At 65.6% G+C, this 15,241-nt stretch carries 14 protein-coding genes; 8 read left to right on the forward strand and 6 right to left on the reverse strand.

The genetic code is table 11. The annotated features are described in order from the left end of the window. The first annotated feature begins 24 nt into the window (after positions 1–24). From ACTDXD_RS06140 to ACTDXD_RS06150, 3 genes are all read left to right on the forward strand, one after another. Positions 25–405: a DUF3054 domain-containing protein gene (locus ACTDXD_RS06140; RefSeq protein ID WP_440126274.1), complete on the forward strand. Its 381-nt coding sequence runs from the start codon at positions 25–27 to the stop codon at positions 403–405. A gap of 132 nt (positions 406–537) precedes the next feature. Beyond that, positions 538–2,004, forward strand: a complete 1,467-nt coding sequence (locus ACTDXD_RS06145; RefSeq protein WP_440126275.1) for a peptide MFS transporter — start codon at positions 538–540, stop codon at positions 2,002–2,004. Between the two features lie 49 nt (positions 2,005–2,053). Continuing rightward, the gene (locus tag ACTDXD_RS06150; RefSeq protein WP_440126276.1) at positions 2,054–3,517 is read left to right on the forward strand and encodes an aminotransferase class I/II-fold pyridoxal phosphate-dependent enzyme; all 1,464 of its coding nucleotides are present in this window, start codon (positions 2,054–2,056) and stop codon (positions 3,515–3,517) included. Between the two features lie 50 nt (positions 3,518–3,567). Here ACTDXD_RS06150 and ACTDXD_RS06155 read toward each other — a convergent pair whose 3' ends face one another. From ACTDXD_RS06155 to ACTDXD_RS06165, 3 genes are all read right to left on the reverse strand, one after another. Further along, positions 3,568–4,305 carry a sulfite exporter TauE/SafE family protein gene (locus tag ACTDXD_RS06155; protein ID WP_440126277.1) on the reverse strand — a complete coding sequence of 246 codons (738 nt, stop codon included), beginning with the start codon at positions 4,303–4,305 and terminating at the stop codon, positions 3,568–3,570. Positions 4,306–4,366: 61 nt separating this feature from the next. Further along, a complete protein-coding gene (locus tag ACTDXD_RS06160; protein ID WP_440126278.1) occupies positions 4,367–6,040 on the reverse strand; it encodes an NTF2-like N-terminal transpeptidase domain-containing protein in 1,674 nt (557 codons plus the stop codon). Positions 6,041–6,124: 84 nt separating this feature from the next. Beyond that, complete coding sequence (locus ACTDXD_RS06165) at positions 6,125–7,936, reverse strand: penicillin-binding transpeptidase domain-containing protein (protein WP_440126279.1); 1,812 nt, start codon at positions 7,934–7,936, stop codon at positions 6,125–6,127. Between the two features lie 216 nt (positions 7,937–8,152). Here ACTDXD_RS06165 and ACTDXD_RS06170 point away from each other — a divergent pair, with 216 nt between their 5' ends. Together ACTDXD_RS06170 and ACTDXD_RS06175 are read left to right on the forward strand one after the other, a co-directional pair. Beyond that, on the forward strand, positions 8,153–9,739 hold the full coding sequence (locus tag ACTDXD_RS06170; RefSeq protein WP_440126280.1) for an ABC-F family ATP-binding cassette domain-containing protein: 1,587 nt from the start codon (positions 8,153–8,155) through the stop codon (positions 9,737–9,739). Then, entirely contained in the window at positions 9,736–10,551 is an 816-nt protein-coding gene (locus tag ACTDXD_RS06175; protein ID WP_440126281.1) for an alpha/beta fold hydrolase, read from the forward strand. Before ACTDXD_RS06170 ends, ACTDXD_RS06175 begins: the two co-directional genes overlap by 4 nt. 55 nt (positions 10,552–10,606) lie before the next feature. Here ACTDXD_RS06175 and ACTDXD_RS06180 read toward each other — a convergent pair whose 3' ends face one another. Continuing rightward, a complete protein-coding gene (locus ACTDXD_RS06180; RefSeq protein WP_440126282.1) occupies positions 10,607–11,290 on the reverse strand; it encodes a TetR/AcrR family transcriptional regulator in 684 nt (227 codons plus the stop codon). Between the two features lie 201 nt (positions 11,291–11,491). Further along, positions 11,492–12,718 carry an acyl-CoA dehydrogenase family protein gene (locus ACTDXD_RS06185; RefSeq protein ID WP_440126283.1) on the reverse strand — a complete coding sequence of 409 codons (1,227 nt, stop codon included), beginning with the start codon at positions 12,716–12,718 and terminating at the stop codon, positions 11,492–11,494. Positions 12,719–12,843: 125 nt separating this feature from the next. Here ACTDXD_RS06185 and ACTDXD_RS06190 point away from each other — a divergent pair, with 125 nt between their 5' ends. Further along, the gene (locus ACTDXD_RS06190) at positions 12,844–13,923 is read left to right on the forward strand and encodes an energy-coupling factor ABC transporter permease (RefSeq protein ID WP_440126284.1); all 1,080 of its coding nucleotides are present in this window, start codon (positions 12,844–12,846) and stop codon (positions 13,921–13,923) included. On the opposite strand, the gene ACTDXD_RS06195 is transcribed toward ACTDXD_RS06190, so the two are convergent. Continuing rightward, positions 13,877–14,476 (reverse strand): TetR/AcrR family transcriptional regulator, encoded by a 600-nt coding sequence (locus ACTDXD_RS06195; RefSeq protein WP_440126285.1) that lies wholly within the window; start codon positions 14,474–14,476, stop codon positions 13,877–13,879. The two genes, ACTDXD_RS06190 and ACTDXD_RS06195, sit on opposite strands and share 47 nt — an antisense overlap. Before the next feature lie 97 nt (positions 14,477–14,573). Between ACTDXD_RS06195 and ACTDXD_RS06200 the strand changes: the two genes are divergently transcribed. Together ACTDXD_RS06200 and ACTDXD_RS06205 are read left to right on the forward strand one after the other, a co-directional pair. Next, complete coding sequence (locus ACTDXD_RS06200; protein ID WP_440127555.1) at positions 14,574–14,624, forward strand: hypothetical protein; 51 nt, start codon at positions 14,574–14,576, stop codon at positions 14,622–14,624. 98 nt (positions 14,625–14,722) lie between these two features. Beyond that, complete coding sequence (locus tag ACTDXD_RS06205) at positions 14,723–15,238, forward strand: DUF4242 domain-containing protein (RefSeq protein WP_440126286.1); 516 nt, start codon at positions 14,723–14,725, stop codon at positions 15,236–15,238. Positions 15,239–15,241 lie beyond the last annotated feature (3 nt).

Genomic DNA, 15,241 nt, shown 5'->3' on the forward strand with positions numbered 1-15,241 from the left:
GAGCATCGGGGATACCCTGGACGGGTGAGAAAGTACGCACCCGCGCTGGTTCTCGACGTCATTCTGGTCATCGTCTTCGCCACAATCGGACGATCCAGCCATGACGAAGCACTCGACCTCGTGGGGCTGGCCGGAACGGCCTGGCCGTTCCTCGGTGGACTGACCATCGGGTGGTTCCTCACCGCATGGCTCTACCGCGACAAGTTCGACGCCTACGCCGCAGTCCCCACAGGATTGATTCTGTGGGTGAGCGCCCTCGTCGGCGGAATGCTGCTGCGGGCACTGACCGGCCAAGGCACCGCGACCGCATTCATCATCGTCGCGACACTGTCCCTCGGACTTGTCCTCGTCGGATGGCGTGTGATCGCTCAGGTGATTCTCCGCCGGCGGATCACCACGCAGTGAACGTCACGCCGGTGGGTCGACACGACGATGATCGACATAACGGGTGATCGACATAACGGGTGATCGATACGACACGCTTTCGATGAATTGAATCACCCACACCGTCCGCTCCTCGGTGCAACAGTGACACTCATGAGCGACACTGTGCCTCCAGACGAATCGAGAACCGATCACCGGTTCTTCGGACAACCGCTCCCCCTCGCCAACCTCTTCGGTGTCGAGATGTGGGAGCGGTTCTCGTTCTACGGCATGCAGGGCATCCTGATCTACTACCTGTACTACTCGGCGGCAGACGGCGGGCTGGGTCTGAGCCAGGTCGCCGCCACCTCGATCGTCGGCGCCTACGGCGGCACCGTCTACCTGTCGACGATCGTCGGGGCATGGATCGCCGACCGCCTGCTCGGCGCTGAACGCACACTGTTCTACAGTGCCGTGCTCATCATGATCGGCCACATCGCGTTGGCACTGCTGCCCGGACTCTTCGGGGTCGGCGTCGGCCTGATCTGCGTCGCGTTCGGCAGTGGCGGGCTCAAAGCGACTGCGACGTCCATGGTCGGCGACCTGTACGACGAGAACGACGACCGCCGCGACGCCGGATTCTCGATCTTCTACATGGGCATCAACCTCGGTGCACTCGTCGGCCCACTGCTCACCGGCTTCATGCAGACGCGCTACGGCTTCCACTGGGGCTTCGGCCTCGCAGCAGTCGGCATGTTCCTCGGTCTCGCGCAGTACACGCTCTATCGCAAGCAGTTCGGCGACATCGGCAGTACACCACCGCATCCACTCCCGGCCGACCTGCGACCGCGAGTCGCAGGTGGCGCGGCAGCAGCCATCGTCGTTGTCGGCCTCCTCGCGGCCACCGGCGTCATCACCTCGGGCAACATGTCCGACATCGTGGTCGCGCTGACGATCGTTGCGGCGGTCGTCTACTTCTTCGTCATTCTGACCAGCAAGCAGATCACGACGACCGAGCGCAGCCGGGTCTGGTCGTTCATCCCGATGTTCCTTGCGAGCGCCGTGTTCTGGTCGCTGTTCCAGCAGCAGTTCACGATGGTCGCGGTGTACGCCGATTCACGCCTCGACCGCAACCTGTTCGGCTGGGAGTTCCCGCCGTCGTGGGTCCAGTCCATCAACCCCGTCTTCATCATTCTGTTCGCCGGCGTGTTCGCCGCCGCCTGGACGAAACTCGGGCCTCGGCAACCGTCGTCACCCATCAAGTTCGCGTGCGGCACCATCATCATGGGCATTGCGTTCCTGTGCTTCATCCCGATGTCCGGGGGCGGCGCCAACAGTGCACCGCTGCTCGGGCTCATCGGCATCCTGCTGCTGTTCACGCTGGCGGAGTTGTTCTTGTCACCGGTGGGCCTGTCGCTGTCGACGAAACTCGCACCCAAGAACTTCCACACCCAGATGGTCGCCCTGTTCTACCTGTCGGTCGCGCTGGGAAGTGCAATGGCGGGCACCCTCGCCGGTTACTACGACCAGAACAACGAGGTGCCGTACTACCTGTGGATCGGCGGCGCTTCGATCGCCGTGGGTCTGATCCTGATCGCGTTCACTCCGCGGATACGAAAGCTCATGCAGGGAGTGCACTAGGACCGCGGCACGCGGATTGCGGACGCGTGAGGTCGGGTACAGGATCCGTATGAATCAATCGGAAGCTCCGATCCTCGATGCGCTGGAGAGCTACCACCGACTCGACCGATACGGATTCACGCCCCCGGGACACAGGCAGGGCCGCGGGGCGGACGAGCGGGTCCAGCGGGTGCTCGGCCGCGACCCGTTCCGCGCGGACATCCTTGCCTCGGGTGGACTCGACGACTGGCCGTCGAGCAACGGATATCTGTCGCGTGCCGAACAATTGATGGCCGAGGCCGTCGGAGCCGATCAAGCGTTCTTCTCCACCTGCGGAAGTTCCCTGTCCGTCAAGGCCGCAATGATGGCCGTCGCAGGTAATCACCCCGGCGGCCTCCTCGTGGCCAGGGACTCACACAAGTCCATCGTCGCCGGCCTGATCTTCAGCGGGGTCGTGCCACGCTGGATCACCCCGAGGTGGGACGAAGCGATGCACCTGTCGCATCCGCCGTCTCCTACACAGGTACGAGACGCGTGGGACAGGCATCCTGACGCAGCCGGAGCATTGATCGTCAGCCCCAGCCCGTACGGCACGTGTGCCGACATCGCCGGTATCGCCGAAGTGTGCCACGAGCGGGGAAAACCGCTCATCGTCGACGAGGCCTGGGGTGCGCATCTCCCCTTCCACGAGGACCTGCCCACCTGGGCGATGGACGCGGGCGCGGACGTCTGCGTCGTCAGCGTCCACAAGATGGGGGCCGGATTCGAGCAGGGCTCGGTATTCCACGTGCAGGGTGACCTCGTCGACGGCTCCTATCTTTCGGACTGCGCCGACCTGCTCACCACCACGAGCCCGAATGTGATGATCTTCGCGGCCATCGACGGATGGCGTAGGCAGATGGTCGAGTGCGGTTCCGAACTGTTCACCGATGCGCTCGACCTCGCCCATCGCACGCGTCGTCGCATCGACGCCCTGGACGGGCTGGACGTGCTCGACGACCGGCTCGTCGGCGCGGAGGCGTCCCACGACCTCGACCGGCTGCAGGTGCTGATCGACGTCAGCGCTCTCGGCGTCACCGGCTATCAGTGCCGCGACCGATTGCGCACCCACGAGCGTCTCGATGTGGGAATGGCGGACCACCGCAGAATCCTGGCCACCATGTCGATGGCCGACGACGACACCACCACCGATCGCCTCGTCCGATGCCTTCGGTCGCTCACCGAGTCGGCGCCCTCCTTCGACCGCGCCGGGAAGATCCATCTGCCGTCACCGAACGAAATCCAGCTCGAATCGGTCATCTCCCCGCGGGACGCGTTCTTCGGAACAACCGAAATGGTCGATGCCGACCGAGCACCGGGCCGTATCGCAGCCGAGCAGCTGACCCCATATCCGCCGGGCATACCCACGGTCGTCCCGGGAGAGCGCCTCGATCACTCCGTCGTCGAGTACCTGCGCAGCGGACTCGCCGCAGGAATGGTCCTGCCCGATGCCACCGACGCGACCCTCGAACAGTTCCGGGTGGTCGTCGAGTGAACAGCAGTCGAGTGAACAGCAGTGGAGTGAGGGCCGTCGCCGTGCCCGAATCAACCCAGCGCCAGCCACCCGGCGAGCCCGAAACCCGCCACGGCCACCGCGACCCGCAGCAGGTTCGGCGGAATCCGCTTCACCAGCGGCGGACCACACCATCCTCCGGCGAACGCGCCCACCGCCATGGCCGCCGCAGCAACCCAGTGGACCGGTCCGAAGAACGCGAAACCGATCGCCGCGACCAGATTGGCAACGCCGAGCAGATAGCTCTTGAGGATGCTGGCGCGCCAGATCGACTCGGACGTACAGATCAGAGTCAGAGCAAGGAAGATGACACCCGCACCCGCCCCGAAATAGCCGCCGTACACCGCGACCACGAACAGCGCTGCCGCGAACACCCGGGGAAGATCACGTCCACCGGCCAGTTCACGAATCTTCGGCTGCAGCAGCAGGGCGAGTGACGCGAACGCAACGAGAAAAGGCACTGTCGCCTCGAACGATCCGGCAGGCGCGACCAGGAGTACCACGGCGCCGGTCAGGCCCCCGAGCGCCGCATATGCCGTCCACCGCCACACTCGCGGCCCCGTGTCGACCACCTCGCGAGCAGAGTTGCTGAGCGCGCCCACGCCGACGCCGACCATCGCGACGGTGTTGGTGACATTCGCAGCGACCGGTGACAACCCCACCGCGAGCAACGCCGGGTACGACACGAGCGAAGCGAGACCGGTGACGAACCCGACGACGCCGGCGAAGAACCCGGCGACGACGAGCAGCAGTACCTCGACAATCGTCACGATGGTCGAACGTACCTGTGCCGGATCTCCGGCGGTGGTCAGGGCAGGTGCGCAGGCCCGATCATGTGGGCGGCTTCGCCAATTCGGTGAGGAATCGGTCGGCCATCTTCACTGCCCGGTCGCCGCCGTCGGCGTCGGCGACGAACACTGCGAACGCCACGTCGCCGGTGTAGCCGAAGAACCACCGGTCGTCCCCGGCAGCGGCAGCGATCCCGGCGAGACCCGGATGCCCCTTCAGGAAGGACGCGGGGCCGTTCTGCACATTGTCGATCATCAGACCACGCAGAGCGTCGGTCACATTCGCAGGCAAGGGTTCGGGCGCATCGGTGACAGTGGCGGGCTGGCCCTGCACCAGCATGGGTGCGGGAGCCTCACCTCGCGCGATCGAGGCGGCGAGTAGTGCCGCACCGAGCGGACTGACGAGGGCATCGTCGTCGCCGTCGCCGGTGAACTGCACCACTCCCGACCGACCGTGCCCGATCTGTGCGGTCTCGAAATCGAAGCCCGGAACCAAGTACTCCACACCGAGCCCGAGGCGACGCGCGGTGTCGGCGACATCGTTCGTGCTCACCGAATCGGGAGCGACACCGCGGTCGAGTCCGGCCGCCAAGCGCACAGGATCGAGGACGGAGCCCGCCGAGTAGAGGCCACGGGTGGCCACCGGGCCCAATTCCATGGCCTGGTTGTTGACGTCTGCGGCAAGGATTCCACCGGTCGACGGCTGGATCGCGACGAGCGCCGCGGGGGTACCCGCCGTGACGACGGCTTCCTTCGCTGCGAGCTGTACGTGGGAGTCGACCGTGGCGGTCAGATCCGGAGGCGGCGGCCCTTGGAATCCGGCGACCTGGATCGGACCTTGTTCGGGGTCTTCGAGCGTCACGGCCCACCCGGCAGTGCGGTCGCGTTCGAGCTGCCATGCCGAACGGAGCGAATCGAGCAGCGGCGTCGAGACGCGCCGGTCGGAGCTGATCAGCGTGGGAGTCTTGATGACCTCGACACCGGGGACGGCGACGATGTCGTCTTCGAGGAACTGGTAGTCCTGGTCTCGGAGTTTGACCGCGGTGATCCGGGCCCCCGGGTCGGAAGCGAGCCGTTCCTGCATGAGTTCGGAGGTGATGACGGGCGCCACCGGAGCGAGGATCTCGGCGAGCCGTGTCGTGCTGGCGACCTGGTCGGGCATGAACTGGGGGTTGAGCACGACCGCGTTGATGGTCTGCTCCTCCATCAGAGGTTTGCCCGTGCGGTCGAAGATCTTGGGCGGCGCGGCGTCCGTGCGCACGTGATGGACGGTACGGCCTGCAAGGTCGGGCGCGACCACGTTGGGGCTCCACGACACCCGCCAACCGACCGCCAGCTTCCGGACGGAACCGTCGACCTGGTAGCGCCAGTCCTTGTTCTCTCCGAAGCTCCAGTCTGCGGTGAGTGTGAAGTACCCGGAATCCTCGTTGAGCTCGACGAGCTGGGTGACGTCGTAATCGACGCTGCCGTCGGAGAGTCCGTCGAACACCTGCGCCAGCACGGGCTCCGCGGCGTTCGGGTACGAGGTGAGTTCGGCGGCGACGCCCGGTTCGCGGTCGTTGAGTGCCTCGACGAAATCGTCGACCAGGATTTCGGCGTCGCTGCGCGGGTCGTCGAATACGAACGTGTTGAGACCCACTGCCGCGGCCACGGCCACGGCAGCACCGAGGGCGACAGTGCGAACGCCGCGACGGCGCTGCCACTCTCGAAATCCCATACTTTCCAACCTTCACTCCAGCAACATCGGCCACAAGCACGAGTTGTCTACGATGCCATCACGATTGCGCTACATCCGAGAAGGTCACCCCCTCAGCCACTGTCCGGCCGTCTCCACAGCCGGAGCCGAACCGTCCGCCCCTGCGATGAATACTGCGAACGCCAGATTATCCTGCGCGCCGATGAACCAGCCGTGTGCCCCGCCCGCGGTACCTGCTGCCCCACTGCTGCCACCGTACTCTGCGGTTCCGGTCTTCCCGATGAGTTCGGGAAAGTCGCTCAGCATGCTCGCTGTACCGTCGGTTACCGTCTCGCGCATCATCGTTCGCAGCGCTGCGGTCGTGTCGTCCGGCGCCGGTGCAACGTCCTGGTCGGCGGTCGCCGGTTGTCCTTCGACGATCATCGGCAACGGCGTCGTGCCACCCGCGATCGACGCGGCGACAAGCGCCATCCCGAACGGCGATGCCGTCACCTGTCCCTGCCCGATCGCACCCTCGACACGTGCCGCCACCGACTCCATCGGCGGGACGTTGCCGGTCACCGTCACGAGCCCGGGCGTGACGTAATCGACCCCGAGTCCGAACTGCAACGCGGCGTCGGTCAGCTCCGTCGGCGGCATGTCGACGGCGAGCCCTGCCATGGTGGTGTTGCACGAGGACGCGAACGCTGTGTGCAGTGGCACCTCGCCCAGTTCGAAGCTCTCGTCGTTGGGGATGGTGCGGTCGCCGATCGTCGCGACCCCGGGGCACGGGAGCACCGTGTCGGGCCCGGCGAGTCCTGCCTGCAGCGCGGCCGATGTCGTCACCGTCTTGAACGTCGAACCCGGGGGATACAGACCGGTGAGCGCGACCGCGCCTTCCCGATCGGCTGCAGCGTTCTGCGCGACGGTGCGAACCGCGCCGGTGTCGGCGTCGATCCCGACGATCACCGCCGGCTCCTCGCGCGACGCGAGCGCGGCTTCCGCCCGGGCCTGCAGATCCGCATCGATGGTGGTGTGCAGATCGGGGGCCTCGGTGGCGTCCACGCCGGCGATCGATCGTACGGTTCCGTCAGCGGCCACCGACTGCACTGCCCAGCCCGCGGTCGCGGCCTGATTCTCGTGCCACATCTCGTCGAGGCCCGACCACACGGGCGAGGAGAGATCACGGTCTGCAGTGAGCAGCCGCGGCTGCGGCGCAAGCGTCACCCCGGGCAGCGCCGCGAGTTTCTCCTCGATGGGCGCCAGGTCGGTCTCGCGCAGGACCACCGCGGTCACCGGCGCACCTTCCGCCTCCTCGAGGTCGACGGCGAGAGAATCCGCGGTGATCGTCGGTGCAGCCGTGGCGAGAAGCGGCGCCACCGCGGCGGGGTCCGCGGACGAATCGAGGTTGACGAGCGTCACGATCTGCTCGCTCATCAGCGGCTGCCCCGCGCTGTCGAAGATCGTGGGCGGCGCGCCCGTCGTCGGGGTGTAGCGCAGCGACGTCCCCGAGCTCAGCTCCGGCGCGAGCACGGCCGGGTCCCATCGGATCCGCCACCCGTCGTCGTCATCGGACTCTTCTGCCGCACCTTCGATCGCGGAGCCTGTCGTGCGATACGACCAGTCCTTCCCCTCCCCGAAGTTCCACGACACATCCAGGTCGAACGTGTCGCCGTCGCCGACCCCTGCAAGCGTCACGGTGGGATCGTCGTTCCTCAGCCCCTCGAACAGGCTCGAAATCATCTCCTGCGCGGCAGTCGGATCTGTGGTGAGCGCGGCAGCGGACGCCGCGTCGCCTGTGTCCAGGGCTGCTGCGAACTCCTCGGCGACCGTGTCGGGCTGATCCGGGCCCGTCGCGCAGCCCACCGCGCCGAGCGCGACGGCGAGCGCCGTCATGAACGTGCCTGTCCGTCGACCGATATGCATGGTCACGATCATGCCGGAGATCGGAGAACGGTGCCGCTGCCCGAGGCCACGGACCGGTGAACGGTGCGACAACCGACAGAGCGTTTATTCGCTTGCACGATCTGCAACACTGCGCTTACCGTAGTGGACGACTTTGTTCCCGGCGTTCGGAGAAGGCATTGCTCCTGTAGAGGTTCTCGACCCGCCGCACGATACGTGCGGGCGCTCTCTTACCTCCAGGAGTTTCGTATGTCTACACCCATTTCCGAATCCAGCAGTGTCACGCTGTCCGCTCTTGCATACGAGCATCCCGACGGCACCCATGTCTTCGAAGGACTCGACGCGACGTTCACCGTCGGGCGCACCGGACTCGTGGGCCGTAACGGAAGCGGCAAAAGCACCCTGTTGCAGCTCATCTCAGGCGATCTGCAACCGGCACGCGGATCGGTGACGACATCCGGCCGTGTCGCGTATCTGCCGCAGGACATCACCCTCGATCCCACCGTGTCGGTTTCTACCGTCCTCGGTATCGATGCAGTTCGAACGGCGTTGCGGCGAATAGAGTCCGGAGACGGCACCGGTGACGACTTCGATACCGTCGGCGACCGCTGGGACGTCGAGGAACGTGCACTCGCGACCGTGCACCGGCTCGGTCTCGGGCGAATCCTGCACGACGAAAACGACTTCGACCGCACAGTGGGGACGTTCTCCGGCGGCGAGACCGTCCTACTCGGACTCACCGCTCGGCTGCTCTCCGAACCCGGAGTGCTGTTGCTCGACGAGCCGACCAACAATCTCGACACGGCCGCCCGTGCGCGCCTGCAGGATGCTCTCGACCGGTTCCCAGGGACCGTGATCGTTGCAGGTCACGATCGCGATCTGCTCGATCGGATGGATACGATCGCCGAACTGCGCGACGGCAGTCTCCGCATGTTCGGCGGTGGTTACAGCGACTACGAGCTGATCATCGAAGCCGAACAGGAGGCAGCTCAGGCCGCGGTGCGGGACGCACGCAGCGACGTCCGCAGGCAGGCCCGCGAACTCGCTGCCGCGCAGATCACACTCGATCGGCGAGCGCGCTACGGCAAGAAGATGTTCGAGAACAAGCGCGAGCCGAAGATCATCATGGGCATGCGTAAGCGGCAGGCGCAGGAGGCCGCCGGTAAATATCGGCGCGAGCACGAGGGAAACCTCGAATCTGCTCGGACCCAGCTCGATCGGGCACAGGATGCGGTGCGCAACGACCGTGAGATCCGGGTGGACCTGCCCGGCACTTCGGTGCACCCGGGACGACGGATCACCGACGGCCCGCTCGACATCGTCGGACCCGAACGCGTCGCGGTGCGCGGACCCAACGGCTCGGGCAAGACGACGCTGCTGGGCAGGATCATCGACGCCGAGCCGCTTGTGCCCTATGCGCTGCTCCCCCAACGCCTCGACATCTTCGACGACACGAAATCGGTGGTGGCCAACGCCGAGATGCGCGCGCCACATCTCCCTCCTCAGGAGGTGCGGGCACGCCTGGCGCGCTTCCTGTTCCGAGGGTCCGACGCCGACGTGTCCGTCGGAGTCCTGTCAGGAGGTGAGCGGCTCCGCGCAGCGTTGGCCATTCTCCTCGCGGCCGACCCGGCCCCGCAGTTGCTGATCCTGGACGAGCCGACCAACAACCTGGACCTGCCGAGCCTCGCGCATCTGACCCAGGCATTGCAGGCGTTCGAAGGTGCGCTCGTGGTGGTCTCGCACGACGAGCGGTTCCTCGACGAGATCGGTGTGACACGGTCGGTTGTTCTGGGAGACGCAACGACTCCGGAGGAGTGTGTGAAGGTGGACGAGTGAGCTACGCGATCAATCCTGCGGACGGCACGCGCATCGCGTTCTCGTCACAACCCGCCCGGTCGGGTGACGAGAACGCACCGGTGCTGATGCTCGTGCACGGCAGCGCACTGTCGTCGGCCGTGTGGCGCGGGCTCGGGTACGTGGCGGCGTTGCGGGAGCACTATCGACTACTCCTGCCCGACCTGCGCGGGCACGGGCGCAGCGACACACCGCACGACGAGGATGCCTACGCAATGGAGGCGATCGTCGGCGATCTGGTGGCTGTTCTCGATGCCGCCGGTGTGCAGCACGCGCACTACCTCGGGTATTCGTTCGGAGCGCGAGCAGGCCTGGCGCTGGCGGTTGCCGCGCCGCAGCGGCTCCACAGCTTGATCTCGCTCGGCGGGAGCGCGCGTCCACAACGCGGGGCAATGGACTCGTTGTTCTTCCCGGGCTGTGTGGGTGTGCTCGCACAGAAGGGAATGGAGGGGTTCCTCGCGGAGTGGAGTACTCATCGGGACGTGCCGGTCGACCCTGTCACCGCTGCTGCGTTCCGCGCCAACGACACCGACGCACTCGTCGCGTATTTCCGGCGGTCCGATCGCGAACCGGGGATCGACGACGCAATACTCGGCGAAATCGAGGTGCCGACACTGGCGGTCGTCGGTTCCGAGGATCATCTACGGGTGGACGACACCCGCTCCTTGTCACGCACGATTCCGGGTGCCCGACTCGCGATCCTTCGTGGCTTCGACCACGCTGGCACAGTCGCGGCAGCGCCCGAGGTGTTGTCGGTCATCGGACCGTTCCTCGCGGCGCATGCCGTTCCGTGAATCACTGGTCGCCCAGGAAGAATTCGCCCGACAGGGTCGAGCAGGCAGGGTTCGATCAGACAGGTAGAGGCTGCGCCGCAGGAGACATGATCGACTCCACCAGAGCGCTGATCATCCGCTTCATCACTTCGATCGCATCCGGCACCGACAGCCCGACGACGTCGCGCAGCGAGACCCACGTGGGCCACGTCGACGCGATGGCGATTGCCTGCACGACCTGAACACGTGCCGTGTCGTCGGAGCGGGCGAACTCTCGTGCGAAGAGCATCCGCACCTCGATCTCCGCTCGCTCGAGATAGCGATGGCGGTTTCGTCGCAGCTCCTCCGAGAACGGCGCCCGAACCTCCGAGGACCGCGAGAAGGGTGCGATGTACTCGAGCGCCTCGGCACGCTGACGGCAGTACCGGTCGATGCGCTCCGCAAGCGGCAGATTCGGATCCACCGGTTCGTGCGCATCGTCCTGCCGACGCATCAATTCGGCCCCCGTTGCCGAAAAGAGCGTCTCGAGGTCCCCGAAGTGACCCCATAATGAACGCAGCGATACTCGTGCCCGTTCGGCGATCTGCGCGCCCGTCGGCTTCAGTTCACCGTCGCGGATCAACGCGATATGGGCGTCGATGACCGCTTGGCGCGTGCGTTCGGCGCGTGCCGACCGGCCGTCGATGCTGATCGGCGCGGTAGGCCTGTCGTCGAACCGGATTCTCGGCCGGTCTCGCGGCCCATTCTCTCCCCCGTGCATCGTGATCCTCCCCGATACTTGTGCACATCATTTTATGGTTATCGCCAGTCACAGGTAAAACGCCTCCTGTGCGTCGACGCACATGCCAAGATATGCGAAGACACCGGGTAATTACCACTACCCGGTATCCGTCGGCGCGGTTCTCGCGTTACCAATCGCATCAACACACTGAGGGAATTCACCCCAAAACAGTCATTCCGGTCAGTCGGCCAGCAACCCCTTCGCAATGTGGGTCACCTGGATCTCATTACTCCCGGCATAGATCATCAGCGACTTCGCGTCGCGCGCGAGTTGCTCGACACGATATTCGGCCATGTAACCGTTGCCACCGAAGAGCTGCACCGCTTCCATCGCAACCTCGGTGGCAGCACGCGACGAATACAGTTTCATCGCCGACGCCTCCGACAGACTCACCGGCTTTCCCGCTTGCGCCCGCTCGATCGCGCTGAACACCATGTTTCGCACGTTGACCCGCGCGATCTCCATCTCGGCGAGTTTGAGCTGGATGAGCTGGAACTGCGCGATCGCGGTACCCCACAACTTGCGCGACTTCGCATACTCGGTGCACAACGTCAGACACTGCTCGATGATCCCGAGCGACAGATAGGCGATGCCGATGCGCTCGGCCGCGAACGATTCCTTCGCACTGCTCTTACCGTCACTCTTCCCGCCGTCCTCGGTCTCCCCGAGCAGACGATCACGGGTGATGCGCACATTGTCGAAGAACAACTCGCCGGTGGGCGAGGAGTTCATGCCCATCTTCTTGAACGGCACACCCTGGGTGAGGCCCTCCATGCCCTTGTCCAGCACGAACGCGAGAACCTTGCGATCGCGGCGGTCGATCGTCGCGTCACCGTCGTCGAGCTTGGCGTAGACGATGATGACATCGGCGTACGGACCATTGGTGATGAAGGTCTTCTGGCCGTTGAGGATGTAGTCGTCGCCGTCGCGGCGCACGGTGGTCTTCATGCCGCCGAATGCGTCGGATCCGGAATCCGGCTCGGTGATGGCCCAGGCGCCGACCTTTTCGAAGGTCACCAATTCGGGTAGCCAGCGCTTCTTCTGAGCGAGCGTGCCGCGACCACGGATCGTGCCTGCGGTGAGTCCGAGGCTCACACCCATCGATGCGACGAGGCCCAGACTCACGCCGGCGATTTCGATGTTGAGCAGTGCCGCCATGCCCGGCGACCCGCCCATACCCCCGGCTCCACCGGACGCGCTCTCGCCCTTCTCCTCTTTGTCGAGGGCCCGTTCGAGGGACTCGCGTGCCATCTCGTCGATGCCGAATGCGGCAAACAGCTTCCGGATGATGTCGAACGGCGGAAGCCCACCGGACTCGAGTTCATCGACGTGGGGGCGGATTTCCTTCTCGATGAATCCGCGCAGCGCGTCGCGGAACATGAGGTCTGTGTCGGACCACTCGTACATGAAGGAAATATAGAACATGTTCCTTTTTGTGTATACGTTCGACACGGAATCGACGCGGTGAAAGTCGCTCGAGAACTTGCATACCGGCGCTACCCTTGCGCCCACGAACGTGAGATGGGGGCGCCGTGACCGTGGAGACCCTGGCAGTGGACACACTCGCCATGCACATGAGCGACGGACTGATCACGCCGCGCGCATCGGTGCTGTTCTACATGGTGGCTGCGATCGGAATCGCGCTCGCCGCATGGCGCGCACGGACCGAGCTGACCGAAAAGTCCGCCGCAAGCGCGGCACTCGTGACCGCACTCGTCTTCGCGATGCAGATGATCGATGTACCGCTCCTACCCGGAGTGAGCGGCCACGTCCTCGGTGGCGTCGTGGCAGCGCTGCTCCTCGGTCCCTTCACTGCCGCCCTGTGCCTGACGTTCGTACTCACCGTCCAGTCGTTCCTGTTCGCCGACGGCGGCCTCACCACTCTCGGGGCCAACACCACCGTCATGGCTCTCGTAGGAGTCGCAGGCGGATACGGGACCGCGGTCGCCCTTCGCGCATGCCTTGCCCGCCGCGACACTGACCGTCACGACACTGACCGTCACGACACTGACCGTCACGACACGTGGTCGCCCACCGCCCGCACCTTCACCGTCGCATTCACTGCGGGGTGCGCTTCGGTGTTCGCGGCGGTCACCGGCTTCGTGGTCGTGTACGCGATCTCCGGCGCTGCGCACATGCCGCTGTCGACGCTCGCGTACCTGTACGGCGCCCACACGCCGGTCGCAGTCCTCGAAGGGCTCGTCACCGGGACGGTCGTGGTCGCCGCAACGGGCGCGGCACACATCCGCCTCGTGACCGCGCTCGGTCTCGCCGCGTTCGGCGTCGCGGGCATCCTGTCCACCCTCGCCGTATCGACCTTCACCGCAGGCACCCCCGACGCGCTCGAGGCCGCGACGCTGCGAGGGTGCGACACCACGCAGACATCACAGACCGGGCAGACATCACAGACCGGGGAGTGCATGGCCCGTGGTGTTCGGGAGCATCGCCTCGCGGGAAGCGCGCTGGCCGACTACAGGGTCGGAGGCCAGGAGGGCTCGACCGGCGCCGCAGGCACGATCGGAGTGCTCGCCACCGTCGCGGTCGCAGGCACCGGATTCCGTGCGCTCACACGTCGGCGCGAGTCCGCCGTTCGCCTCGAGCTGCCTCGATGAGTGCCTCTGCGAGGTCGCGACCACGGCGGATCGGCTCTATCGAGTGTTCGAACTTCGAACCGGCGAGCGCCCCGTCGTAGATCAACCGCACACGCTCGGCCGTGAGATCGGAGTCTGCGGCACCCGACCGGTCGAGTAGTTCCACGACGGTGTCGAGGAGCCACGCGCGATGCGCAAGAACCGGCTCGATCCGCTCTTCCGGAAATTCCGTGGCCGCATTCGCGTACTGGCATCCTCGGAAGTTCTTGCCGGGCGCCGAAGCCGATGCGAGATCGAAGAAGGTCAGGATCCGCCGCACCGGGTCGTCGATCTCCGAGACCGCCTCGCTCCACCGGGCGCGATCGCGATGGTCGAGACGATCGAGATAGGCGTGGACGAGCCCGTCCTTCGACCCGTACGACGAGTACAGGCTCGCGCGGGCGACGCCCGACTCGGCGAGGATCCTGTCGACACCCACCGCACGAATACCGAACTCGGCGAACAGCGTGCTGGCCGTGTCGAGGAGTCGTTCCGCGGGCGGTCGCTTGGCGAGAGTTTCGACTGTGGTGCGCACGCAGAAAAGACTAACGGATCGACGAGATAGACAGATCGTTCTATCCAGATGTATCGTGGCCCCTGTGACACGCTGTCTTCTGACCCGTCGCCTGCACGTGGATCTCGTGCGGGTGGCCGGTGCTGCGTGTTGTCGTTTCCCGCGCTGACCGGCTCATATCCCGCCTCGCCCGTCGCCTCCTGACGTACGCCTGCGTTCACCCCTGCCGTCAGCATGCCCACCCAGCTCTACCCGGAAGGTGACCCCATGTCGCTGTATCTCTACGAACTCGTACCCACCGAAGGCCAGGCCGAGGCCGCCATCAAGGCATTCGACGACGCAGTCGTCGCCGGCGGCGGGGAACTGATCGAGTCGCAGGTGACCGCCGGTGGCACGCGTATCTTCGCTGTCGCCGAGTTCAATGCATGCCGCGCAGCACAGCTCGAGGCAACCACCCTCGACGTTGCAGAAATCGTGGGCCCCAACGAAGTTCGCCTCGTCGGCGCTGAGCTCGACCAGATCAAGGCCGCGCGCCCCGTTGCCGGCTACCTCGTCGAGTGGGACATCCCCGATACCATCGACATGGACACCTACCTCGCGCGCAAGAAGGCCAACTCGCCGAAGTACGCGAACGTTCCCGAGGTGAGCTTCCTTCGCACCTACGTCCGCGAGGACATGGACAAGTGCCTGTGCTTCTACAACGCTCCCGACGAGGACGCCGTCGTTCGCGCTCGCGAAGCCGTCAGCACCCCGATCAACCGCATCCACTCCCTCGAAGGATAAGCA

The sequence above is a fragment of the Rhodococcus sp. SJ-3 genome (assembly GCF_051918125.1).
GTDB lineage: Bacteria > Actinomycetota > Actinomycetes > Mycobacteriales > Mycobacteriaceae > Rhodococcus.